This window comes from Chryseobacterium sp. FH2, assembly GCF_001045455.1.
Classification (GTDB): domain Bacteria; phylum Bacteroidota; class Bacteroidia; order Flavobacteriales; family Weeksellaceae; genus Chryseobacterium.
In genome coordinates, this window is record NZ_LFNE01000005.1 from 161,932 (window position 1) to 183,403 (window position 21,472).

Here is a 21,472-nt window from a genome sequence, read left to right on the forward strand (position 1 = left end):
AAATTCAATTATCTTTTTACTTTAAATGCTTTCAAGCCTGGAAAAATTGCAGTTTCGCCCAGCGCTTCTTCAATTCTCAACAGTTGATTGTATTTAGCCATTCTGTCTGATCTTGAAGCAGAACCTGTCTTGATTTGTCCGCAATTCATTGCTACTGCCAAATCAGCAATTGTAGAATCTTCAGTTTCTCCTGATCTGTGAGACATTACTGAAGTAAATTTGTTATGCTGTGCCATCTGTACAGCGGCCATTGTTTCAGAAAGAGAACCGATTTGGTTTACTTTTACAAGAATTGAGTTTGCAATTCCTTCTTCTACTCCTCGTGCAAGCCTTTCTACATTCGTTACAAACAAATCGTCACCTACTAGCTGTACTCTGTCTCCGATTTTATCCGTCAACATTTTCCAGCCTTCCCAATCATTTTCCTGCATACCGTCTTCGATAGAAATGATTGGATATTTAGCTGCCAATTCAGCTAAGTAAGAAACCTGCTCACTGCTAGAGAATTGAGCAGCATCCGGAGTCTGGAATTTTCTGTAATCATAAACTCCGTCTTTGTAGAATTCTGAAGCGGCACAGTCAAGCGCCAGCATAATATCGTCACCCGGCTTATAACCCGCTTTTTCAATAGCCTGAAGTAAAGTATCCAAAGCATCCTCGGTTCCAGTGAAAGTAGGCGCAAAACCTCCTTCATCACCTACTGCAGTAGATAAACCTCTAGAATGAAGAATAGATTTTAAGCTATGGAAAATTTCAGTACCTTTTCTCAAAGCGTGAGAGAAAGAATCTGCTTTTACAGGCATTACCATAAATTCCTGGAATGCAATTGGCGCATCAGAGTGAGAACCACCATTGATAACATTCATCATAGGAACAGGAAGCGTGTTTGCATTTACACCTCCTACATATTTATATAAAGGCATTTTCAATTCAGTTGCAGCAGCTTTTGCAGCAGCTAAAGAAACACCAAGAATAGCATTAGCACCCAGATTACCTTTGTTTTTAGTCCCATCCAGATCAATCATGATTTGATCAATAAAGTTTTGATCATAAACAGGAAGGCCAACCAATTCCGGAGCTATAATTTCTCTTACATTTTCCACAGCTTTCAGGACTCCTTTTCCTAAATATTCCGAACCACCATCACGTAATTCTACTGCTTCATGTTCTCCTGTAGATGCTCCCGAAGGTACAGCTGCACGACCCATCGCACCATTTTCTGTAAATACATCTACTTCAATTGTAGGATTACCTCTGGAATCCAAAATTTGTCTCGCTTCTATGTAAGAAATGTAACTCATTGTTCGTTTTTTTATAGTTCAGACAAATTTAATCAATTTTTAACTTCCCAAACCATTCTAAAAGCATTTTGTAGGGTGATTTCAAGTTAAATTTTAGTTAATTTTAATAATAATATGATTTTCCTATTATTTAAACAATTGTTTGTAATTAAAGGACTACTTCAAAAAGAAGTATCGTTTCTTTTTCTTTAGATAAAATTTTGAATCTTCCATTGCATTCCTGCATTCTTTTGTTCATATTTCGAAGGCCATTCCCCTCTCTATGTTCTTCCTTCATCCCAATTCCGTTATCAGAAATTTCAATCGTTAATTTTTTTTCATTTTGTTTAAACGAAATACTTAGTTGATTAGCTTTACTATGTTTATAGACATTATTCAGTGCTTCTTTTAAGCATAAAAACATGTTTCTCCTCAACTCGGTAGAAATTGGAAAATCATGAACTATATTTTCTTCCTCAAATTGAAACTGTATCCCGGTTTTTTTAAGAAAATTTTCTGCATAATTTTTAGAATAATTAATGAAGTTTCCAATTGTATCATTTCCTGAATGCAAACTCCACAACATTTCTCTCATTGAAAGATTCATTTCTTCCGAAGTTTTCAAAAGTTCTTCAATATCTGTTTTAAACTCTTCGTCTAATAATCTTTGTTTTAAAAACTCGGCTTGAAGTTTAAGCGCTGAAATTCCGGCTCCCAAGTCATCATGCATATCGTGAGAAATTCGTTCGCGTTCTCTTTCAATCGATTTTTGCTTTTCGAGTTCTTTTTGAAGAAGCTTATTTTGATATTCTGATTCTTTGAGTTGTTTTTCTTTCAGAAAAAGAAGTTGTCGCCGGTTATACATTAAAACTACAAAAATGATGAAGCAAACAAAGAGCATCATCACACCAATTGCGATAATATAAGCCAGTTTTATATCGTCTTGAAGCTGATTCATTGTAATTTTTTTTCATATTTCATTAGCGAAATATAAAACATGATATACATGAAAATATTAACCACATTCTGAGATGTTCTTAGAAATTGTAAAAACCCTTTATCTGTCGCGTCAAAGAAAAACATCGGCGTAACTCTGAAAATGAAAAAGCAACTCCACATCAATAAAGCTGTTGAAATCCAAAACACGGGATCATCTGTAATTTTATATTCATCAAAAGCAATGATTTTATGATAGAACCAAAGCATTGAATTAATTATATAAAATAATGTAATGGTGATTCCTATTCTTTTATCAAAATCATCACTAAGAAAATTTGTAGACAAAACAATGTATCCTAATGACAAAAGAGCAGACAAAAGGGAAATTTTGTTCAATAGATTCTTAAAAACTTTAGAGTAAAAAAAGTAAAAAAATACAACACAGAAAATAAAATAGAAATTATACTGAAGTCCAACTTTTACATTCGGATCAAATTTATTTCTAATAAATGATATCCATTCATTAACAACCGTAATAAGAAGGTATACAAAAAGATAATTCTGAGCAGAAAAAGAATATTTTCTACCCAGAAAAAATGATTTTATTAAAGGAATTAATAATACGATTTTGTAAATGATTCCTATGAGCATTGTGTTATGGTTTTAGGTCTCCTGCATTATAATCTATGGTCTGTTCATCTTTCAAATTACTCATATATGGTTTTACAGCAAAAGAAACCCTGCCAATATCATCAACTTTCTTAGCATATTCTTTTGAAAGACAAAGCATTCTAAATCTTAGTTTTTCAATTTTAAATGCATGAGAAATCATTCCATTATAGTTTCTAACTGATGGATATTTAAATAGTATCATTTCAGTGGCTTTACTTGATGAACTTTGTTTTTGTATTTGATCTTTCATTCCTCCGGCATCTATAAACCTATTTCTTTTAGCAGAGAAATCTCTCTTAACAAATTCTTCTTTTTCGAGTTCGAAAAGTACATCTTTAGATAAGTCCAAATCTTGGTTATTAGAGAAAGCAAGCCCTAGGCTCAGCATTCCATTGTCATCTAGTAAATAAAATTTACAAAAACTAAATGTTGAATTATTTTCAATAACATTTTTGAACTTTACAAAATCAATTAGGAATTCTTCTTTTAGTCCACTCACAGGAATTTTTACAAATAGTATTCTTCCATCATTCACATCTTGTTCAGGCATTACTTTTTCAAAAGGAGGAAAAGCTTTTTCAAAACCAAATCCTTTTAAACTTTTAAAATCAATAACCTTATTGTTTATAATAGAATCTGTTTTCATCTTCCACATATTCCCATTAATTTGAGCAGATAACTTACTAAAACAGCTGACCAGTAAAAATACCGCAGATATCAAAACAATTACAATAACATTAATTTTTCTCATGGTTTCTTAGTTTTTAAAATGGTTAAATTTATTTATTGCTTCCACCTTATTATTCACTTGAAGTTTTCGGTAGATATTGCCAACATGCTTTTTAACGGTATCAATAGAAATGAATTTTTTATCTGCAATTTCTTTGTAAAGTAAGCCCTCAGAAAGAAGTTCGAGAATTTCTTTTTCGCGTTCGGTGAGCTCATCAAAATCTTTGATTTCGGGTAATTTCCTTTCAAAATGATTTAAAACTCTTCTTGCAATTGAGAAACTCATCGGCGCACCACCGTTGTAAACATCACGAATTGATGTAAGAATCTTATCCATACTTTCGCCTTTGATAAGATATCCCATCGCTCCAGCTTTTAGAGAGTTGAAAATTTTTTCGTCATCATCGAAGCTGGTGCACATGATAAATTGGGTCTTAGGTATTTCTTTTCGTAGCTTCTCGATGACTTCGATACCAAGCATATCTTGAAGCTGAATATCCATCATCACAACATCCGGAGAAAATTCTGGTAAATTTTTCAATGCATCATTTCCATCAAAAAACTGAGCAACCACCTTCATGTCATTTTGATAATCAATAACCTTCTTCAACGCATTGTTGTAGTTTTTTTCATCTTCTACTATGACTATGGAAATGCTCATGCTTACATTTTGTTTGATACAAATTTCAACAGAAAAGAAAATAGAAACAATTACACATTTGTGTAATTTTAGAGTTTGAGTCCGCGGTTATTGGTTTAGTTTTTATTTTACTAAATTTAATCAAAATTCTTTTAACATAGAAAAATAATAGCAATCAATAATATTAATTAAAAATAAATATCATGAAAAAAGGACTTTTAATCGCTGCTTCCGCAGTTACTTTATTATTAAGCTGCAATAAGAATGAGAGTGGGAATAAGAATGTATTAAAATCAGACAGTTTAGAAACTATTCTGGCAGATAACGGAAAAGTGGATTCGACTATAAATTATAATACAGATGTAAACGGAAAAAAAAGCATAAAGACAGACTATGTTTACAAAGCGACTGACGGAAGTCTTGTAAAAGTGGTTTTCAATTACAAAGAAAATACAATGAGCGTAAGAAGTAATAACAAAACTTTCATTCTAAATAAAGTTGAGTCCAAAGGAAATGAAACTACTTACGAGAAAATGGATATGAAAGCAACTGTAAAAGGTGATAGTCTTATTTTAGACCAGGAAAATAATCTTATCCAACTTGTAAAAACAAAAATTTAAAAACATAAAAAAACCGTTCAGATTCTGAACGGTTTTTTTATATATCTGAATGAATATTATTCTTCAGTTTTTTCCTCTGTAGAATCAGCAGCTTCAGCCTTTGGAGCTTCTGCTTTTTCTTCTACCGCAGGAGCTTCAGCAACTACAGCCTCTTTCTTAGTTGTAGCTCTTCTGCTTCTTCTTGTAGTTTTCTTCTCTTCAGCATTAGGATTGTAAAGCTCGTTGAAATCTACCAGCTCGATAAGAGCAGTATCAGCAGCATCACCTGGTCTGAAACCCGTTTTGATGATTCTTGTATAACCACCGTTTCTTTCAGCGATTTTAGGAGCTACTGTTCTGAATAATTCAGTAACAGCCTCTTTATTTTGAAGATATGAAAAAACAATTCTTCTATTGTGTGTAGTATCTTCTTTTGCTTTTGTTAATAGAGGTTCAACATATACTCTTAAAGCTTTAGCTTTAGCTACAGTAGTGTTGATTCTTTTATGCTCAATTAGAGAACAAGCCATATTAGAAAGTAAAGCACTTCTGTGAGAAGCCGTTCTTCCTAAGTGATTGAATTTTTTACCGTGTCTCATTATTAATTATTTATCAGCGTCTAACTTATATTTTGCAACGTCGAAACCGAAGTTAAGACCTTTTGAATGCACTAATTCTTCTAGTTCTGTCAAAGATTTTTTACCAAAATTTCTGAATTTCATCAAATCAGACTTACTGTAAGAAACCAGTTCGCCAAGCGTTTCTACTTCAGCTGCTTTCAGACAGTTCAGGGCTCTTACAGAAAGATCCATATCTGCTAATTTAGACTTAAGAAGCTGTCTTGTGTGAAGGGTTTCTTCATCGTACTGGATAGACGCTTTTACAGCTTCAGTTTCAAGAGTTATTCTCTCATCAGAGAATAACATGAAGTGATAAATTAATATCTTAGAAGCTTCTGTTAAAGCATTTTGAGGACTGATGGAACCATCAGTTTCTATATCTAATACAAGTTTTTCGTAGTCTGTTTTTTGCTCTACACGATAATTTTCAATGCTATACTGTACTTTCTTGATTGGGGTAAAAATAGAATCAATAGCAATTGTACCGATAGGTGCATTGTTTGATTTATTTTGTTCTGAAGGAACATAACCTCTACCTTTTTCAATGTTGAAAGTAATTTCGAAAGTTACATCGCTGTTTAGGTTACAGATCAACAAATCTGGGTTTAAAACCTCAAATCCGTTCATCGATTTACCTAAATCACCAGCGGTAATAACTGTTTGTCCCGAAACTTTAGCAACAACCTGCTCGTTAGATTGGTTTTCTGCTGTAGCTTTTAGTCTTACCTGCTTAAGGTTAAGAATAATTTCGGTAACATCTTCGATTACTCCCGGAATAGTTGAAAATTCGTGCTCTACACCTTCTATTTTGATAGATGAAATAGCATATCCTTCCAGAGAAGAAAGCAACACTCTTCTCAAAGCATTACCGATTGTAAGCCCGAAACCTGGTTCTAAAGGTCTGAATTCAAATTGACCTCTAAATTCATCAGAGTTAAGTAAAATTACTTTATCGGGTTTTATGAATTGTAAAATTGCCATATTATTGGGTTGAGCAAAAATTTGATTAAAAAATTATTTAGAGTAAAGTTCGACAATAAGCTGTTCCTTGATGTCCTCCGGAATTTGGATTCTTTCAGGAGCAGAAACGAAAGTACCTTCTTTCTTCTCATCGTTGAATTGTAACCACTCATAATTTGACTTAGAAGCTAAAGCGTTTGTAACAACTTCTAGAGACTTAGACTTTTCTCTTACAGCGATTACATCACCTGCTTTAAGTAAATAAGATGGAATGTTTACTAGCTCTCCGTTCACAGTGATGTGTCTGTGAGAAACTAATTGTCTAGCCCCAGATCTGGTTTTAGCAAAACCTAATCTGTATACTACGTTATCCAATCTAGATTCGCAAAGCTGTAATAGAACTTCACCTGTTACACCTTTACTTCTGTGTGCTTTATCAAATAAGTTAGCAAACTGTCTTTCTAAAATACCGTAAGTATATTTAGCTTTTTGTTTTTCTGCTAACTGAACTGCGTATTCAGATTTTTTAGCACCTCTTCTCTTATTAGGACCATGTTGTCCTGGCGGTTGGTTTTTTCTTTTCTCGAAGTTTTTATCATCTCCGTAGATTGCAGCACCAAACTTTCTAGCAATCTTAGTTTTAGGTCCAATATATCTTGCCATAATGGGTAAATTCTAAAAATTAAACTCTTCTTCTTTTTGGTGGTCTACATCCATTGTGCGGCATAGGAGTCACATCAATGATTTCGCTAACTTCAATTCCTGAATTGTGGATAGTTCTGATAGCAGATTCTCTACCTGCACCTGGACCTTTCACAAACACCTTCACTCTTCTTAGACCAGCTTCGTGAGCTACATTAGAGCAATTTTCAGCCGCCATTTGAGCAGCAAATGGAGTATTCTTTTTAGAACCTCTGAAACCCATTTTACCGGCAGAAGCCCAAGAGATAACTTCTCCGTTTTTATTTGTTAAAGAAATGATGATGTTATTGAAAGAAGCTTGAATATGCGCTTCTCCAATAGCTTCAACTTTTACTTTTCTTTTTTTAACTACTTTACTTTGTTTTGCCATAATTCCTAACGATTATTTACTTGCCTTTTTCTTGTTAGCAACAGTTTTTCTCTTTCCTTTACGGGTTCTAGAGTTGTTTTTCGTTCTCTGGCCTCTTAAAGGTAGTCCTAGTCTGTGACGTATTCCTCGTTGGCATCCTATGTCCATCAATCTCTTGATGTTCAATTGCACTTCAGATCTTAATTCTCCTTCAACTTTTACGTTTTCTGAGATATACGTTCTGATTGCAGCCAATTCATCGTCATTCCATTCGTTGACTTTCTTGTCTTCGCTGATACCGGCAGCCTTAAGGATTTCAGAAGAAGTACTTCTTCCAACTCCGTAGATGTAAGTTAAACCGATAACGCCTCTTTTGTTTTTTGGTAAATCAATACCTGAAATTCTCGCCATAATTTAATGTTAGCCTTGTCTTTGTTTAAATTTTGGGTTTTTCTTGTTGATTACAAATAGTACACCTTTTCTGCGTACGATTTTGCAATCAGCACTTCTTTTTTTAATTGATGCTCTAACTTTCATTTTGATAGTATTTATTTTTCAACAATAGCCAAATGGAACAGTAATTCCATTTGGCATTTGTTTAATATCTAAATGTAATTCTCCCTTTCGTTAAATCATAGGGAGACATTTCTAGTTTTACCTTATCACCAGGTAAAAGTTTAATATAATGCATTCTCATTTTACCAGAAATATGAGCGATAAGGATATGCCCATTTTCTAGTTCTACACGGAACTGGGCGTTCGAAAGTGCTTCCGTTATAACGCCATCTTGTTCAATATGTTTTTGTTTTGCCATAAATTAATATCCAGTCGTTCTTGATAATTTAGACTGCATTAAGCCATCATAATGATGGTTCAGCAGATAAGTATTAATCTGTTGAACAGTATCTAAAATTACTCCAACCATAATCAATAATGATGTCCCCCCGAAAAATAAGGCGAACGCATCTGTCTGAACAAAGCTTCCATGCACAATTGCCGGAAGGACTGCAAAGATAGATAAAAATATTGCACCTGGCAAGGTAATTTTTGATAAAATATCATCTAAATAATCAGCCGTCTCTTTTCCCGGTCTTACTTTTGGTACCAACCCTCCATTTCTCTTCAAATCATCAGCCATTTGGTTTACCGGAATTGTAATTGCAGTATAGAAAAACGAGAAGATAATAATTAATAGTGCAAACAATACATTGTATTGCCAGCTAAAAACATTCTTGAAACCTGCAAGAAAAGTATTAGACTCATCAACTTTAGTTAATAAACCTGGTACGAACATCAGTGCCTGCGCAAAAATGATTGGCATTACTCCAGCTGCATTAACTTTTAATGGAATCCATTGTCTTGCTCCTTGCATAAGATTTCTGTTTACACCTCCTCTTGCTTGAGCTCTGCTTACATACTGAATTGGGATTTTCCTAACAGCAACGGATAACACCACTGCCAATAGAACAACCAACATCCAGAATATCACTTCAATAAGGATCATGATTGATCCCATTCCTCCTTTTCCGTTCTGCACGGCCATTTCCTGCACGAATGCTTCCGGTAATCTTGAAAGAATCCCTACCATAATAAGGATAGAGATACCGTTTCCGATACCTTTGTCAGTGATTTTCTCACCTAACCACATCGCGAATACTGAACCGGCAACCAAAATAACGATACTTGGCAGCCAGAACATAATAGAATTTGGCTCTACATAGTATGCAGACTGGAACTGAGCATATGGTAAGAATAATTGAGTAATAGAAGTTAAATAAGAAGGTGCCTGTACTAAACAAACTCCGATAGTTAACCATCTTGTAATTTGGTTCAATGTATTTCTACCTGACTCTCCATCTTTCTGAAGCTTCTGAAGATAAGGAATAGCCATTCCCATCAACTGAACAATAATAGAAGCAGAAATATAAGGCATGATACCCAACGCCATTACAGAAGCGTGGCTGAAAGCCCCTCCTGTAAACGACGAAAGCAAGCCAAGGAGACCTGCTCCTTGCTTGTTACCGCCTTGATTTTTATAATGCTCTAAGAGATCCCCTACTTCTGCAAGATTGATTGCAGGTAGAGAAATATAAGATGCGAATCTATACACAAGGATAATACTTAAAGTAAAGAGAATTTTATCTCTAAGTTCTTTTAAGCTCCAAATATTTTTAAGTGTTTGTATAAATTCTTTCATTAGTTACTATTATAAGGTAATTGCTTTTCCACCTGCTTTAGAGATAAGCTCTTCAGCAGATTTAGTGAATTTGTCAGCAGAGATTGAAACCGCAGATTTCAATTCTCCTCTACCCATAATTTTCACTAATTCGTTTTTAGTAATTAAACCGTTTTCAATTAAAACCTCTCTTGTAATATCTCCAGTGATAGATTTATTTTCGATTAAAGTTTGAATTGTATCAAGGTTAATTCCTCTAAACTCTTTTCTGTTTACGTTTTTGAATCCGAATTTAGGTAATCTTCTTTGTAAAGGCATCTGACCTCCTTCAAAACCGATCTTCTGAGAATAACCAGCTCTTGCTTTCTGTCCTTTATGTCCTTTTGTAGCAGTACCTCCTTTTCCACTACCTTGACCTCTACCAATTCTTTTTGAATTGAAAGTAGATCCTGCAGCAGGTTTTATGTTATTTAAATTCATTTTAATTTCTTTTGTTAAAAATTATTTTTGAACTTCAAGTAAATGACTAACTGCAGCTATCATTCCTAAGATAGAAGGAGTAGCTTCGTGTTCTACAACTTGGTGAAGTTTCTTAAATCCTAATGCTTCAAGCGTTCTCTTTTGGGTTTTTGTTCTACCAATAGCGCTTCTTACTTGTTTTACTTTAATTGTTGCCATTGTTTATATATTAACCGTTAAACACTTTACTTAGTGAAACTCCTCTCATTCTAGCAATTTCTTCAGGTCTTCTAATGTCTAATAACGCTTTGAAAGTAGCTTTCACCACGTTGTGAGGGTTAGAAGATCCTTTAGATTTTGAAAGGATATCGTGAATACCAGCAGATTCCAATACCGCTCTTACCGCACCTCCGGCGATAAGCCCTGTACCGTGAGAAGCAGGTCTTAAGAAGATATCTGCACCACCGTATCTAGCAGCAGTTTGGTGAGGAATTGTATGGTTCATTACAGGAACTTTCACAAGGTTTTTCTTAGCGTCCTCAACAGCCTTAGCAATTGCAGAAGCAACCTCTTTAGATTTTCCTAGTCCGTAACCGATAACTCCTTCTTCGTTACCTACCACTACGATAGCGGAGAATCCGAAAGCTCTACCTCCTTTTGTTACTTTTGTTACTCTATTAACAGCAACGAGACGATCTTTTAATTCTAATCCTCCCGGTTTTACTCTTTCTATATTATCTAGTCCTAACATATTTCCGAAATTTAATGATTAGAATTTAAGTCCACCTTCTCTCGCACCATCAGCTAGAGCCTTAACTCTTCCGTGATATACGAATCCGTTTCTATCAAATACGATATTTTCGATTCCTGCAGCGATAGCTTTAGCAGCAATAGCTTTACCTACAGCAGCAGAAACTTCAGATTTAGTACCGTTAGCATCCACACCTTTCTCTCTAGAAGAAGCTGATGCTAAAGTTTTTCCACTTTTATCGTCGATTAACTGAGCGTAAATTTCCTTATTACTTTTATATACAGATAATCTTGGCAATTCAGAAGATCCAGAGATTTTTCCTCTTACTCTTCTTTTTATTCTTATTCTTTTTTCTAATTTACTTAATGCCATAATTCTTATAATTTATTAAGCAGATTTACCAGCTTTACGTCTAACATTTTCACCAACGAATCTTACACCTTTTCCTTTGTACGGCTCAGGCTTTCTGAATGAACGGATTTTCGCCGCTACCATTCCAAGAAGTTGCTTGTCGTAAGACGTTAAAGTAATAATTGGATTTTTACCTTTTTCAGTCAATGTATCTACTTTCACTTCGTTAGGAAGTTCTAATACAATACCGTGAGAGAATCCTAAAGCTAACTCAAGTTTTTGACCTGAGTGAGAAGCTCTGTATCCTACCCCTACTAGTTCTAGTTTCTTTTCGAAACCTTCTGATGCACCAACGATCATGTTGTTGATCAACGCTCTGTATAAACCGTGAAGCGCTTTGTGTTGTTTAGACTCAGACGGTCTGCTTACTGTAAGCTCACCATCTTTTTGTTCTAAAGTAATTCCCGCTGTAAGCTCCTGAGAAAGTTCTCCTTTAGGACCTTTTACAGTTACTACACCATTGTTTTCAGTGATTGTAACTCCTGCAGGAACTGTTATAATTGCTTTACCAATTCTTGACATTTTCCTTTGATTAAAAATTAATAAACATAGCAGATTACTTCACCGCCTACTTTCTCTTCTCTAGCTTTCTTGTCAGTCATTACTCCTTTAGAAGTAGAGATGATAGAAATACCCAAACCGTTTAGTACTCTTGGAAGTTCAGCAGAACCTTTGTACTGTCTCAAACCTGGTCTAGAAGCTCTTTGAATAGACTTAATAGCAGGTTTGCTAGTTTGCTTATCATACTTTAAAGCGATTTTGATCAACCCTTGAACAGCGTTATCCTCAAACTTGTAGTTTAAGATATAACCTTGATCAAATAAGATCTTAGTAATCTCCTTTTTGATTTTCGATGCAGGAATTTCCACCACTTTGTGGCCTGCGCTTTGTGCGTTCCTTACTCTTGTTAGGAAATCTGAAATTGGATCTGTTACCATTTTTCTTTTATAAATTATTGGTTAAAGACAATCAGTATTGAAAAGACTTGAAGAGTAAAATATCAGACTTCAGAAAACCTTGAGTCTGATATTTATTTCTTTAGTATCTAGACAACTTAACTGTCCCGATTTTAATTAGTAATTATTACCAACTAGCTTTTTTAACACCTGGGATAAGACCGTTGTTTGCCATTTCTCTGAAAGTTACTCTGGAAATACCAAACGTTCTCATATATCCTCTTGGTCTACCTGTTAGTTTACATCTGTTGTGCAATCTTACAGGAGAAGCATTCTTAGGAAGTTTTTGTAAAGCTTCGTAATCACCTGCTTCTTTAAGAGCTTTTCTTTTGTCAGCGTATTTAGCAACTAGTGCTTCTCTTTTGCGCTCACGCGCTTTCATTGATTCTTTAGCCATTTCTTAGTTCTTTTTAAATGGTAAACCGAAGTGAGTTAATAATGCTTTAGCTTCTTTATCCGTTTTCGCAGTTGTAACGAAAGTGATGTCCATCCCCTGGATTTTTTTCACTTTGTCAATTGCGATTTCAGGGAAGATAATTTGCTCAGTAATACCTAAGTTATAATTACCTCTACCGTCGAAACCATCAGCTTTAATACCAGAAAAATCTCTAATACGTGGTAAAGCAGAAGCAGTAAGTCTATCTAAAAACTCATACATTTTGTCTGCTCTTAGTGTAACTTTAGCACCTACAGGCATACCTTTTCTCAATTTGAAAGCAGCTTCGTCTTTCTTAGAGATAGTACCTACAGCCTTCTGACCAGTGATGTTCGTTAATTCTTCAACAGCATAATCAATGATTTTTTTGTCTGCAGTGGCATCACCTAACCCTTGAGAAAGGATGATTTTTTCCAATTTAGGTACCTGCATTACTGACTTGTACCCGAATTCTTCCATCATTGCAGGAACAATCGTTTCTTTATATGCTTTTTTGGGTCTTGCTATATATTCCATGTGTTATTTAAAATTATAAAGTTTCACCCGTTTTTTTGTTGATTCTTACTTTCTTATCTCCTTCAGTTTTGTAACCGATTTTGATAGCTTTTCCGTCTTTACCAACTAAAGCTACGTTTGAGATATGGATAGAAGCTTCCTTTTCTGTGATTCCTCCTTGAGGATTTGAAGCTGAAGGCTTAACGTGTTTTTTAACGATATTAAGTCCTGCAACGATCACTCTTGGGTCTTTACCTTCTTTTTTGATCACTTCAATAACTTCACCAGTCTTACCTTTGATATCTTTCTTACCGGTAGTAATGATTACGTTATCTCCTCTTTTTATTTTTAACTTTGACATTTTCTTTTAAAAATTTTAAAAATTAAAGTACTTCAGGAGCCAATGAAATGATTTTCATATATTCTTTGTCTCTCAACTCACGAGCAACGGGTCCGAAAACACGTGTTCCTCTCATTTCTCCACCAGCGTTTAATAATACACAAGCATTGTCTTCGAATTTGATGTATGAACCATCTTTTCTTCTCACTGCTTTTTTAGTTCTTACTACTACCGCTTTAGATACTTGACCTTTCTTAGCGTTTCCTGATGGTGTAGAATCTTTAATAGTAACTACGATTTTATCACCAACTGAAGCATATCTTCTTCTGGTACCTCCCAGAACTCTGATAACCAATACTTCTTTAGCACCTGTGTTATCAGCAACTTTTAATCTTGATTCTGTTTGTAACATTACTTAGCTTTTTCAATGATTCTTACTAATCTCCATCTCTTGCTCTTGCTCAAAGGTCTAGTTTCTTGGATAAGAACTGTATCTCCTTCTGTGCATTCGTTGTTCTCGTCGTGTGCAGTATATTTTTTCGTTTTCAATACGAATTTACCGTACATCGGGTGTTTTACTCTTGTAGTCTCACTTACAACAATGGTCTTTTCCATTTTATTGCTGGAAACTATTCCGATTCTTTCTTTTCTTAAGTTTCTTTCCATAATGTATGAAAATCTTATTGTTGTTTGTTAGTTAACTCAGTATTTAATCTTGCGATTGCTTTTCTCAAATCTTTGATTTGAATCGGGTTTTCAATTGGGCTGATTTTGTGAGCCAATTTCAATTTTTGGTATTGAGCTTTAGCTTCAGTCAATTGAGTTTGAATATCTCCCGCGCTTAAATTTTTAATATCAGCTGTTTTCATTGTATTCAAAGATTATAGAGGTTTAACAAAATCGTTAGCAACTACAAATTTAGTAACTACAGGTAGTTTCTGTGCAGCAAGTCTAAGGGCTTCTTTCGCTACTTCGTAAGGAACGCCTCCTACTTCGAACATAATTTTACCAGGTTTTACTACAGCTACCCAATATTCTACGGCACCTTTACCTTTACCCATACGTACTTCCGCTGGTTTTTTAGTAATAGGTTTATCCGGGAAGATTTTGATCCATAATTGACCTTCTCTCTTCATATATCTTGTAGCAGCGATACGTGCAGCTTCGATTTGTCTTGCAGTAATCCAAGCACCTTCTGTAGCCTTGATTCCGAAAGTTCCATAAGCAAGTTGATTACCTCTCTGAGCAATCCCCTTCATTTTCATCTTATGAACTCTACGGAACTTGGTTCTTTTTGGTTGTAACATAATTTCTAAATTTTAGATTTTAGATTTTAGATTTTAGATTTTTTTTATTTTAAAAAAGTAACGGTAATTTAAAATTCAAAATTTCTATCTAAAATTTTTAATTATTATTGTTATTATTATTGTTATTCTTTCTAGGTCTTCTGTTGTCTCTGTCTCCACCTCTGTTTCTGTCTCCAGAAGGACCTCCTTTTTTCTGTTGTCCCACTAGAGGAGAAAGTTCTCTTTTACCGTAAACTTCACCTTTCATGATCCAAACTTTTACACCTAGCTTTCCGTACTGAGTTAGTGCTTCACCAATGTGATAATCGATATCAGCTCTGAAAGTAGACAAAGGAATTCTTCCGTCTTTGAAAGATTCTGATCTTGCCATTTCAGCTCCGTTCAATCTACCAGAGATTTGAACTTTGATACCTTCAGCACCCATTCTCATTGTACCAGCCATAGCCATCTTAACAGCTCTTCTGTAAGAGATTCTGTTTTCGATTTGCTTAGCGATGCTATCAGCAACTAATACCGCATCAAGCTCAGGTCTTTTGATTTCGAAAATATTGATTTGAATATCCTTTTTAGTAAGCTTCTTCAATTCTTCTTTTAACTTGTCAACTTCCTGACCTCCTTTACCGATGATAAGTCCCGGTCTAGCAGTAGTAATAGTAACTGTTACTAATTTTAGTGTTCTTTCAATATAAATTCTTGAAATACCACCTTTAGATAATCTAGCCTCAAGGTATCTTCTGATTTTGTAGTCTTCCGCGATTCTGTCTCCATAATCGTTTCCGCCAAACCAGTTAGAATCCCATCCTCTGATGATACCTAATCTGTTACCAATTGGATTTGTCTTCTGTCCCATACCTTGATTTAGTTTTCTTTATTACCTAAGATTAATGTAACGTGGTTAGATCTTTTTCTGATTCTATACCCTCTACCTTGCGGAGCCGGTCTTAGTCTCTTCAATTGTCTTGCGCTATCCACGAAGATTTCTTTAACGATAAGGTTTGCTTCTTCAATATCCGCACCCTCGTTTTTAGTCTGCCAGTTTGCCATAGCAGAAAGAAGTAATTTTTCTAACTTGTTAGATGCTTCTTTTTTAGAATATTTTAGGATATAAAGAGCTTTATCTACCTGCTCTCCTCTAATGATATCAGCAACTAATCTCATTTTTCTTGGAGATGATGGGCAGTCATTTAATGAAGCTTTTACTACGTCTTTGTTAGCTTCTTTTCTTGCGATTGAACTATCTTGTTTTCTTGATCCCATGATTATCTGCTTCCTTTGTTTTTGTTACCACCATGACCTCTGAAAGATCTTGTTGGAGAAAATTCGCCTAACTTGTGACCTACCATGTTTTCTGTAACGTAAACCGGGATAAAAGATTTCCCGTTGTGTACAGCAATAGTTTGTCCTACGAAGTCCGGAGAGATCATCGATGCTCTAGACCAAGTTTTGATAACAGTCTTTTTACCAGACTCTATATTTGCCTGAACCTTCTTATCTAAAGTATGATGAATGAATGGTCCTTTTTTAAGTGATCTTGCCATAATTATTTTCTTTTAGATACGATGTAACGGTTAGACACTTTGTTTTTCTTTCTAGTTTTGTAACCTTTAGAAGGCATACCATTTCTAGATCTTGGGTGACCTCCTGAAGAACGTCCTTCACCACCACCCATTGGGTGATCTACTGGGTTCATTACTACCGCTCTTGTTCTTGGTCTTCTACCTAACCATCTGCTTCTACCAGCCTTACCTGATACAGTTAATTGGTGATCTGAGTTAGAAACTGAACCAATCATTGCATAACATTCAGTAAGGATCATTCTAGATTCTCCTGAAGGCAATTTGATGATTGCATATTTTCCGTCTCTTGAAGTCAACTGCGCTGAAGAACCAGCACTTCTCGCTAAAATAGCACCTTGACCAGGCTTCATTTCTACACAAGAAATTACAGTACCCAATGGAATATTTTTCAATTTCATTGCGTTACCTACGTTAGGTTCTACGCTTTCACCTGAAACCACTTTCTGATCTACTTTGATACCGTTTGGAGCGATGATATATCTCTTCTCTCCGTCAGCATATTCTAATAAAGCGATAAATGCAGTTCTGTTTGGATCGTATTCTACAGATTTTACAGTTGCTTCAATATTTGCTTTGTTTCTTTTGAAGTCAATAATTCTGTATTTCTTTTTGTGTCCACCTCCGGTGTAACGCATGGTCATTTTACCTGTTTGGTTACGTCCACCTGACTTTTTAATACCAACTGTTAGAGATTTCTCTGGTTTGTTGGTAGTAATTTCCTCAAAATTGTTTACAATTCTGAATCTCTGTCCCGGGGTGATAGGTTTTAATTTTCTAACAGACATTACTATTATTTATAATTAATAATTAATTTACAGCAAAAATATCGATAACATCACCTTCAACAAGTTTAATTACCGCTTTTTTCAATTTGTTTGTCTTTCCTACTTGAAGACCTTTTTTAGTGTATTTCGAAGAAACCTTCGGAGCATAAATCATTGTATTAACGTCTGCTACTTTTACACCATAAGCTGCTTCTACAGCCTTTTTAATCTGGATTTTATTCGCCTTAGGGTTTACTAAGAAAGAATAAGAACCTCTTAAATCCGTAAGGTAATTAGCCTTTTCTGAGATAACTGGTTTAATAATAACTGACATGATTTATTTCTTTAAATTTTCCTGGAATTTTTCAACTGCACCTTCGAAGAATACAATTTCACCTGCGTTTACTAAGTCGTAAGAACTCACTTCATTGAAGTTCATCACTTTAGTTTTAGGTAAGTTTCTTGAAGATAAATATACATTCTTGTTAGCTTCAGGAAGTACAAATAAAGATTTTTTATCATTCAATGCCAAAGCATTCAATACTGTGATAAAATCTTTAGTTTTAGGAGCACTTAAGCTCATATCTTCCAAAACTCTGATGCTGTTGTCTCTCATTTTCTGAGATAAAACAGATTTCTTAGCTAATCTCTTAAGAGCTTTGTTCAATTTGAATCTGTAGTCTCTTGGTTTTGGTCCGAATACTCTACCTCCACCTCTGAAAGTTGGAGATTTGATATCACCATATCTAGCAGAACCAGATCCTTTTTGCTTCTTAAGTTTTTTAGTAGAAGCAGTAATTTCGCTTCTTTCTTTTGATTTATGAGTTCCTTGTCTCTGTGCTGCAAGGTACTGCTTAACTTCTAAGTAAACCGCGTGCTGATTTGGCTCAATTCCGAATACTGTTTCGTCTAGAGTTACTTTTCTTCCGGTCTCTTTTCCTGATGTATTTAATACTACTAGTTCCATTTTCTGATAATTACATAAGAATTTTTAGCTCCCGGAACAGCACCTTTTACTACTAAAAGATTTTGTTCTTGATCCACTTTTAATACCTGAAGGTTTTGAACAGTTACCTGTTTACCTCCCATTCTTCCAGCCATTCTCATCCCTTTGAATACTCTTGAAGGGTCTGAACCAGCACCGATAGAACCTGGAGCTCTAAGTCTGTTGTGCTGACCATGAGTTGCCTGCATTACACCTCCAAATCCGTGTCTTTTTACAACACCTTGGAAACCTTTACCTTTAGAAGTACCTGTTACGTCAACATATTCACCTTCCGAAAATAAATCAACTTTTACTTCCTCTCCTACTTTCACTTCATCAACAAACTCTCTGTAGAATTCTACTAATTTAGCTTTAGGAGCAGAACCAGCCTTTTTAAAATGACCAGCTAACGCTTTACCAACGTTCTTCTCACTCTTGTCATCGAAACCTAATTGAACTGACTTGTAACCGTCTTTTTCAATGGTTCTGACCTGTAAAACCGAGCATGGACCAGCCTGAATAACTGTACAAGGAATATTTTTCCCTTCTTCGTTAAACAAAGATGTCATACCGATTTTTTTACCAATAATACCTGACATTGTTTATGTTATAATAAAATTTATCTTCTGTTTATCACCATTCTTCGGAGGTCTGAAGTAATTTCTACTTTTGATATAGGCATACTACGCCCCTAAAATGAGTGTGCAAATGTAAGAATAATTTTATTAATGACAAATATTTACAACAAAATATTTTGATTTTTAATCATTTAGATAATTTTAAGAAAATTGCAGAAAAAATTCCGGGGAAAATATTTTTGAATGATAAGAAATTTAAAAATAAATTGATTTTATTTAGTAACCACACTAATTCCTATTTCTTCAAGTTTGATTTTATCCTCTTCTAAAATGCCATTATCGGTAATCAGGTAATCTATTTTTTCCAGAGAAGCGATTTTACCGAAGCCTTTTACGTTTAATTTGGAAGAATCTGCAAGGATGACAACTTTATCAGAACATTCTATCATCAACTGATTCAAATGAGCTTCTGCTGCGTTTGATGTACTGATTCCGAACTCAAGATCAATCCCGTCAACACCGAGAAATAATTTATTACAGGAAAACTGCTTTAGAATCGTTTCGGAAATAGAACCTACAATTGAGGTTGAGCTTTTTCTCACCTCGCCTCCTAATTGGATAATATTAATATTAGGATTATTACAAAGTTCGATGGCAACACGTAAAGAAGACGTCAAAACTGTAAGCGGACCAAAGTTCGCCAGCATTCTCGCAAGATAATGCATTGTAGTACCGGAAGCCAGAATAATACAGTCATTTTCCTGAATCAAAGATAGAGCTGCTTTCGCAATATTTTGTTTTGCTTCTACATTAATGCTTTCTTTTTCATCAACATTTTTTTCATACGCATATCTTACATGTTTACTTGCACCTCCGTGATTTCGAAAAAGCAGTCCTAAACTTTCAAGATAGTTTAAATCCTTTCGAATCGTAACCGACGAAACATTAAACTTTTCACATAAATCCTGCACAAGCACATAATCTTTTTCATTCAGTTCCTTCAATATATCATTATGTCTTGCGAGTAATTTTTCCATTCCGTTTCGTTTCATCAAAAATACCAATTTTATTTCAATTCGAAAAATTTCATTTATTTTCTTTTTAGTTTCGTTTTAAATTTATACATTTGAAAACGAAACATAACGAAATATTATGAAACGAAACGAAGAACTCAGCAAATTAACCTCCGTAACAGAATGGGACTTTTTAGTCATCGGCGGGGGAGCAAGCGGTTTAGGTTCGGCATTGGATGCAGTAAGCAGAGGATTTAAAACGTTACTGTTGGAATCACATGATTTTGCGAAAGCAACCTCCAGCAGAAGTACAAAACTGGTTCATGGTGGCGTACGATATTTAGCCCAGGGAGATATTGGTTTAGTAAAAGAAGCATTAAAAGAAAGAGGCTTATTGGCAAAAAATGCCGCTCATGTTGTGAAAAATCAATCTTTTATTATTCCCAATTATACATGGTGGGGCGGAATTTATTATAAAATAGGACTTTCGGTTTATGATTTTCTTGCCGGGAAATTAAGTTTAGGTAAAACAAAATACATCAGTAAATCAAAAACAATTGAAAAACTTCCTACCATTGAACAAAAAAACCTGGCAAGCGGAGTTATTTATCAGGACGGACAGTTTGATGATGCACGACTGGCTATTAATTTAACTCAAACCATTATTGAAAAAGGAGGAAGCGCAGTTAATTATGTAAAAGTAATCAACCTCCTTAAGGATGATTCCCATAAAATAATAGGCGTCATTGCAGAAGACCAGTTTACAAAACAACAATATGAAATTCACTCTAAAGTTGTCATTAATGCAACCGGAGTTTTCACGAACGACATATTAAATATGAATAATCCAAAGCATGGAAAATTTGTAGTCCCAAGCCAGGGAATCCATTTGGTTTTGGATAAAGCTTTCTTAAAAAGTGATGACGCCATCATGATTCCAAAAACTTCAGACGGAAGAGTCTTGTTTGTCGTTCCCTGGCATGACAGAGCTTTGGTAGGGACAACTGATACTCTATTGGAAAGTGAAAGCTTCGAACCGAGAGCTTTAGAAGAAGAAATTAAATTTGTTTTAAATACAGCAGGACAATATTTAGCTAAAAAACCAACCCGTGAAGATGTAAAATCCGTTTTTGCAGGACTTCGGCCCCTTGCCGCTCCAAAAGACGGAAGCAAAAGCACAAAAGAAGTTTCGAGAAGCCATAAAGTAATAACATCCGACACCGGATTAATTTCAATCATCGGAGGAAAATGGACAACCTACCGAAAAATGGCGGAAGATACCATTGACGAAGCAATGAAAGCGCATAACTTAGGGACTACCACTTCTAAAACCGAACATCTCTCGATTCATGGAAATGTGAAACCTGAAACAGTTGACAGAAGTAATCATCTATATGTTTACGGAGCAGACATTCGGGAAATCAAAAAATTACAGCAAAACACCCCTGAATTTTCAGAAAAAATACATCCTGATCATCCATTCACCGTTGCAGAAGCAATCTGGGCAATTCGAAACGAAATGGCACAGACCATTGAAGACATCTTAGCACGAAGAGTCCGCCTTTTGTTTTTAGATGCAAGGGCAGCGATTGACAGCGCCCATAAAATCGCAGCAATTATTGCAAAAGAAAACGGGCATTCCACAGAATGGGCAAAAGAACAGGAAAGTGAGTTTATCGAATTGGCAAAAGGATATTTACTGACTCCTTATTCTCCAAAACACATCTAACTTTA

Annotated in this window: 36 protein-coding genes; 2 read left to right on the forward strand and 34 right to left on the reverse strand. The window is 35.0% G+C overall.

All coding sequences use genetic code 11. The annotated features are described in order from the left end of the window. Positions 1 to 8: 8 nt before the first annotated feature. The 5 genes from eno to ACM39_RS09780 form a co-directional block, all read right to left on the reverse strand. Positions 9 to 1,301, reverse strand: coding sequence for a phosphopyruvate hydratase (gene eno, locus ACM39_RS09760; protein WP_048510854.1), 1,293 nt, complete (start codon positions 1,299 to 1,301; stop codon positions 9 to 11). A gap of 148 nt (positions 1,302 to 1,449) precedes the next feature. Continuing rightward, positions 1,450 to 2,238, reverse strand: coding sequence for a sensor histidine kinase (locus tag ACM39_RS09765; protein WP_048510855.1), 789 nt, complete (start codon positions 2,236 to 2,238; stop codon positions 1,450 to 1,452). Further along, positions 2,235 to 2,870: a hypothetical protein gene (locus ACM39_RS09770; protein ID WP_048510856.1), complete on the reverse strand. Its 636-nt coding sequence runs from the start codon at positions 2,868 to 2,870 to the stop codon at positions 2,235 to 2,237. Before ACM39_RS09770 ends, ACM39_RS09765 begins: the two co-directional genes overlap by 4 nt. 4 nt (positions 2,871 to 2,874) lie before the next feature. Then, positions 2,875 to 3,642: a hypothetical protein gene (locus ACM39_RS09775; RefSeq protein WP_048510857.1), complete on the reverse strand. Its 768-nt coding sequence runs from the start codon at positions 3,640 to 3,642 to the stop codon at positions 2,875 to 2,877. Between the two features lie 6 nt (positions 3,643 to 3,648). Continuing rightward, entirely contained in the window at positions 3,649 to 4,281 is a 633-nt protein-coding gene (locus ACM39_RS09780; RefSeq protein WP_048510858.1) for a response regulator, read from the reverse strand. Between the two features lie 182 nt (positions 4,282 to 4,463). Between ACM39_RS09780 and ACM39_RS09785 the strand changes: the two genes are divergently transcribed. Continuing rightward, positions 4,464 to 4,880 carry a hypothetical protein gene (locus tag ACM39_RS09785; protein ID WP_048510859.1) on the forward strand — a complete coding sequence of 139 codons (417 nt, stop codon included), beginning with the start codon at positions 4,464 to 4,466 and terminating at the stop codon, positions 4,878 to 4,880. Between the two features lie 56 nt (positions 4,881 to 4,936). On the opposite strand, the gene rplQ is transcribed toward ACM39_RS09785, so the two are convergent. The 29 genes from rplQ to ACM39_RS09925 all read right to left on the reverse strand — a co-directional run bounded on the left by rplQ (position 4,937) and on the right by ACM39_RS09925 (position 19,762). Continuing rightward, positions 4,937 to 5,458 (reverse strand): 50S ribosomal protein L17, encoded by a 522-nt coding sequence (gene rplQ / locus ACM39_RS09790; protein ID WP_048510860.1) that lies wholly within the window; start codon positions 5,456 to 5,458, stop codon positions 4,937 to 4,939. A gap of 6 nt (positions 5,459 to 5,464) precedes the next feature. Beyond that, positions 5,465 to 6,460 (reverse strand): DNA-directed RNA polymerase subunit alpha, encoded by a 996-nt coding sequence (locus ACM39_RS09795; protein WP_048510861.1) that lies wholly within the window; start codon positions 6,458 to 6,460, stop codon positions 5,465 to 5,467. A gap of 33 nt (positions 6,461 to 6,493) precedes the next feature. After that, positions 6,494 to 7,102: a 30S ribosomal protein S4 gene (rpsD, locus tag ACM39_RS09800; protein WP_048510862.1), complete on the reverse strand. Its 609-nt coding sequence runs from the start codon at positions 7,100 to 7,102 to the stop codon at positions 6,494 to 6,496. Between the two features lie 19 nt (positions 7,103 to 7,121). Continuing rightward, positions 7,122 to 7,511: a 30S ribosomal protein S11 gene (gene rpsK / locus ACM39_RS09805; protein ID WP_048510863.1), complete on the reverse strand. Its 390-nt coding sequence runs from the start codon at positions 7,509 to 7,511 to the stop codon at positions 7,122 to 7,124. Between the two features lie 12 nt (positions 7,512 to 7,523). Continuing rightward, the gene (gene rpsM / locus ACM39_RS09810) at positions 7,524 to 7,901 is read right to left on the reverse strand and encodes a 30S ribosomal protein S13 (RefSeq protein WP_007839478.1); all 378 of its coding nucleotides are present in this window, start codon (positions 7,899 to 7,901) and stop codon (positions 7,524 to 7,526) included. 9 nt (positions 7,902 to 7,910) lie between these two features. Then, positions 7,911 to 8,027: a 50S ribosomal protein L36 gene (rpmJ, locus tag ACM39_RS18850; RefSeq protein ID WP_007839480.1), complete on the reverse strand. Its 117-nt coding sequence runs from the start codon at positions 8,025 to 8,027 to the stop codon at positions 7,911 to 7,913. A gap of 61 nt (positions 8,028 to 8,088) precedes the next feature. Next, the gene (infA, locus tag ACM39_RS09815) at positions 8,089 to 8,304 is read right to left on the reverse strand and encodes a translation initiation factor IF-1 (protein WP_034684855.1); all 216 of its coding nucleotides are present in this window, start codon (positions 8,302 to 8,304) and stop codon (positions 8,089 to 8,091) included. Between the two features lie 3 nt (positions 8,305 to 8,307). Beyond that, entirely contained in the window at positions 8,308 to 9,687 is a 1,380-nt protein-coding gene (secY, locus tag ACM39_RS09820) for a preprotein translocase subunit SecY (RefSeq protein WP_048510864.1), read from the reverse strand. A 9-nt stretch (positions 9,688 to 9,696) separates the two neighbouring features. Then, the gene (gene rplO / locus ACM39_RS09825; protein WP_048510865.1) at positions 9,697 to 10,146 is read right to left on the reverse strand and encodes a 50S ribosomal protein L15; all 450 of its coding nucleotides are present in this window, start codon (positions 10,144 to 10,146) and stop codon (positions 9,697 to 9,699) included. Between the two features lie 21 nt (positions 10,147 to 10,167). Continuing rightward, positions 10,168 to 10,344, reverse strand: a complete 177-nt coding sequence (rpmD, locus tag ACM39_RS09830) for a 50S ribosomal protein L30 (protein ID WP_007839493.1) — start codon at positions 10,342 to 10,344, stop codon at positions 10,168 to 10,170. Between the two features lie 10 nt (positions 10,345 to 10,354). After that, on the reverse strand, positions 10,355 to 10,876 hold the full coding sequence (gene rpsE, locus ACM39_RS09835; protein WP_048510866.1) for a 30S ribosomal protein S5: 522 nt from the start codon (positions 10,874 to 10,876) through the stop codon (positions 10,355 to 10,357). A gap of 18 nt (positions 10,877 to 10,894) precedes the next feature. After that, a complete protein-coding gene (gene rplR, locus ACM39_RS09840) occupies positions 10,895 to 11,248 on the reverse strand; it encodes a 50S ribosomal protein L18 (protein WP_048510867.1) in 354 nt (117 codons plus the stop codon). Between the two features lie 15 nt (positions 11,249 to 11,263). Further along, positions 11,264 to 11,809, reverse strand: coding sequence for a 50S ribosomal protein L6 (gene rplF, locus ACM39_RS09845; protein ID WP_048510868.1), 546 nt, complete (start codon positions 11,807 to 11,809; stop codon positions 11,264 to 11,266). Positions 11,810 to 11,826: 17 nt separating this feature from the next. After that, on the reverse strand, positions 11,827 to 12,225 hold the full coding sequence (gene rpsH, locus ACM39_RS09850; RefSeq protein ID WP_048510869.1) for a 30S ribosomal protein S8: 399 nt from the start codon (positions 12,223 to 12,225) through the stop codon (positions 11,827 to 11,829). 145 nt (positions 12,226 to 12,370) lie between these two features. Further along, positions 12,371 to 12,640 carry a 30S ribosomal protein S14 gene (gene rpsN, locus ACM39_RS09855; protein ID WP_007839501.1) on the reverse strand — a complete coding sequence of 90 codons (270 nt, stop codon included), beginning with the start codon at positions 12,638 to 12,640 and terminating at the stop codon, positions 12,371 to 12,373. A gap of 3 nt (positions 12,641 to 12,643) precedes the next feature. Continuing rightward, positions 12,644 to 13,195 carry a 50S ribosomal protein L5 gene (rplE, locus tag ACM39_RS09860; protein WP_048510870.1) on the reverse strand — a complete coding sequence of 184 codons (552 nt, stop codon included), beginning with the start codon at positions 13,193 to 13,195 and terminating at the stop codon, positions 12,644 to 12,646. A gap of 13 nt (positions 13,196 to 13,208) precedes the next feature. Then, positions 13,209 to 13,535 (reverse strand): 50S ribosomal protein L24, encoded by a 327-nt coding sequence (rplX, locus tag ACM39_RS09865; RefSeq protein ID WP_048510871.1) that lies wholly within the window; start codon positions 13,533 to 13,535, stop codon positions 13,209 to 13,211. Between the two features lie 22 nt (positions 13,536 to 13,557). Then, positions 13,558 to 13,926, reverse strand: a complete 369-nt coding sequence (gene rplN, locus ACM39_RS09870; protein ID WP_034684837.1) for a 50S ribosomal protein L14 — start codon at positions 13,924 to 13,926, stop codon at positions 13,558 to 13,560. After that, the gene (rpsQ, locus tag ACM39_RS09875; RefSeq protein WP_053073319.1) at positions 13,926 to 14,183 is read right to left on the reverse strand and encodes a 30S ribosomal protein S17; all 258 of its coding nucleotides are present in this window, start codon (positions 14,181 to 14,183) and stop codon (positions 13,926 to 13,928) included. The genes rplN and rpsQ overlap by 1 nt, the downstream gene beginning before the upstream one ends. 11 nt (positions 14,184 to 14,194) lie before the next feature. Next, on the reverse strand, positions 14,195 to 14,383 hold the full coding sequence (gene rpmC / locus ACM39_RS09880; RefSeq protein WP_048510872.1) for a 50S ribosomal protein L29: 189 nt from the start codon (positions 14,381 to 14,383) through the stop codon (positions 14,195 to 14,197). A 12-nt stretch (positions 14,384 to 14,395) separates the two neighbouring features. Continuing rightward, positions 14,396 to 14,821: a 50S ribosomal protein L16 gene (rplP, locus tag ACM39_RS09885; protein WP_034713010.1), complete on the reverse strand. Its 426-nt coding sequence runs from the start codon at positions 14,819 to 14,821 to the stop codon at positions 14,396 to 14,398. Between the two features lie 97 nt (positions 14,822 to 14,918). Then, positions 14,919 to 15,671, reverse strand: coding sequence for a 30S ribosomal protein S3 (gene rpsC / locus ACM39_RS09890; protein ID WP_048510873.1), 753 nt, complete (start codon positions 15,669 to 15,671; stop codon positions 14,919 to 14,921). An 8-nt stretch (positions 15,672 to 15,679) separates the two neighbouring features. Next, on the reverse strand, positions 15,680 to 16,078 hold the full coding sequence (gene rplV / locus ACM39_RS09895; protein WP_048510874.1) for a 50S ribosomal protein L22: 399 nt from the start codon (positions 16,076 to 16,078) through the stop codon (positions 15,680 to 15,682). Between the two features lie 2 nt (positions 16,079 to 16,080). Continuing rightward, a complete protein-coding gene (gene rpsS / locus ACM39_RS09900; protein WP_002983209.1) occupies positions 16,081 to 16,359 on the reverse strand; it encodes a 30S ribosomal protein S19 in 279 nt (92 codons plus the stop codon). 2 nt (positions 16,360 to 16,361) lie between these two features. Then, positions 16,362 to 17,183: a 50S ribosomal protein L2 gene (gene rplB / locus ACM39_RS09905; protein WP_048510875.1), complete on the reverse strand. Its 822-nt coding sequence runs from the start codon at positions 17,181 to 17,183 to the stop codon at positions 16,362 to 16,364. A 22-nt stretch (positions 17,184 to 17,205) separates the two neighbouring features. Next, positions 17,206 to 17,496: a 50S ribosomal protein L23 gene (gene rplW / locus ACM39_RS09910; RefSeq protein WP_047401274.1), complete on the reverse strand. Its 291-nt coding sequence runs from the start codon at positions 17,494 to 17,496 to the stop codon at positions 17,206 to 17,208. A 3-nt stretch (positions 17,497 to 17,499) separates the two neighbouring features. Continuing rightward, positions 17,500 to 18,129 carry a 50S ribosomal protein L4 gene (gene rplD, locus ACM39_RS09915; RefSeq protein WP_048510876.1) on the reverse strand — a complete coding sequence of 210 codons (630 nt, stop codon included), beginning with the start codon at positions 18,127 to 18,129 and terminating at the stop codon, positions 17,500 to 17,502. Next, entirely contained in the window at positions 18,120 to 18,746 is a 627-nt protein-coding gene (gene rplC / locus ACM39_RS09920; RefSeq protein WP_034678007.1) for a 50S ribosomal protein L3, read from the reverse strand. Before rplC ends, rplD begins: the two co-directional genes overlap by 10 nt. Positions 18,747 to 18,997: 251 nt before the next feature. Further along, on the reverse strand, positions 18,998 to 19,762 hold the full coding sequence (locus ACM39_RS09925; RefSeq protein WP_048511006.1) for a DeoR/GlpR family DNA-binding transcription regulator: 765 nt from the start codon (positions 19,760 to 19,762) through the stop codon (positions 18,998 to 19,000). Between the two features lie 115 nt (positions 19,763 to 19,877). On the opposite strand from ACM39_RS09925, the gene ACM39_RS09930 reads away from it, so the two are divergent. Next, positions 19,878 to 21,467 carry a glycerol-3-phosphate dehydrogenase/oxidase gene (locus ACM39_RS09930; protein WP_048510877.1) on the forward strand — a complete coding sequence of 530 codons (1,590 nt, stop codon included), beginning with the start codon at positions 19,878 to 19,880 and terminating at the stop codon, positions 21,465 to 21,467. Positions 21,468 to 21,472: the final 5 nt, after the last annotated feature.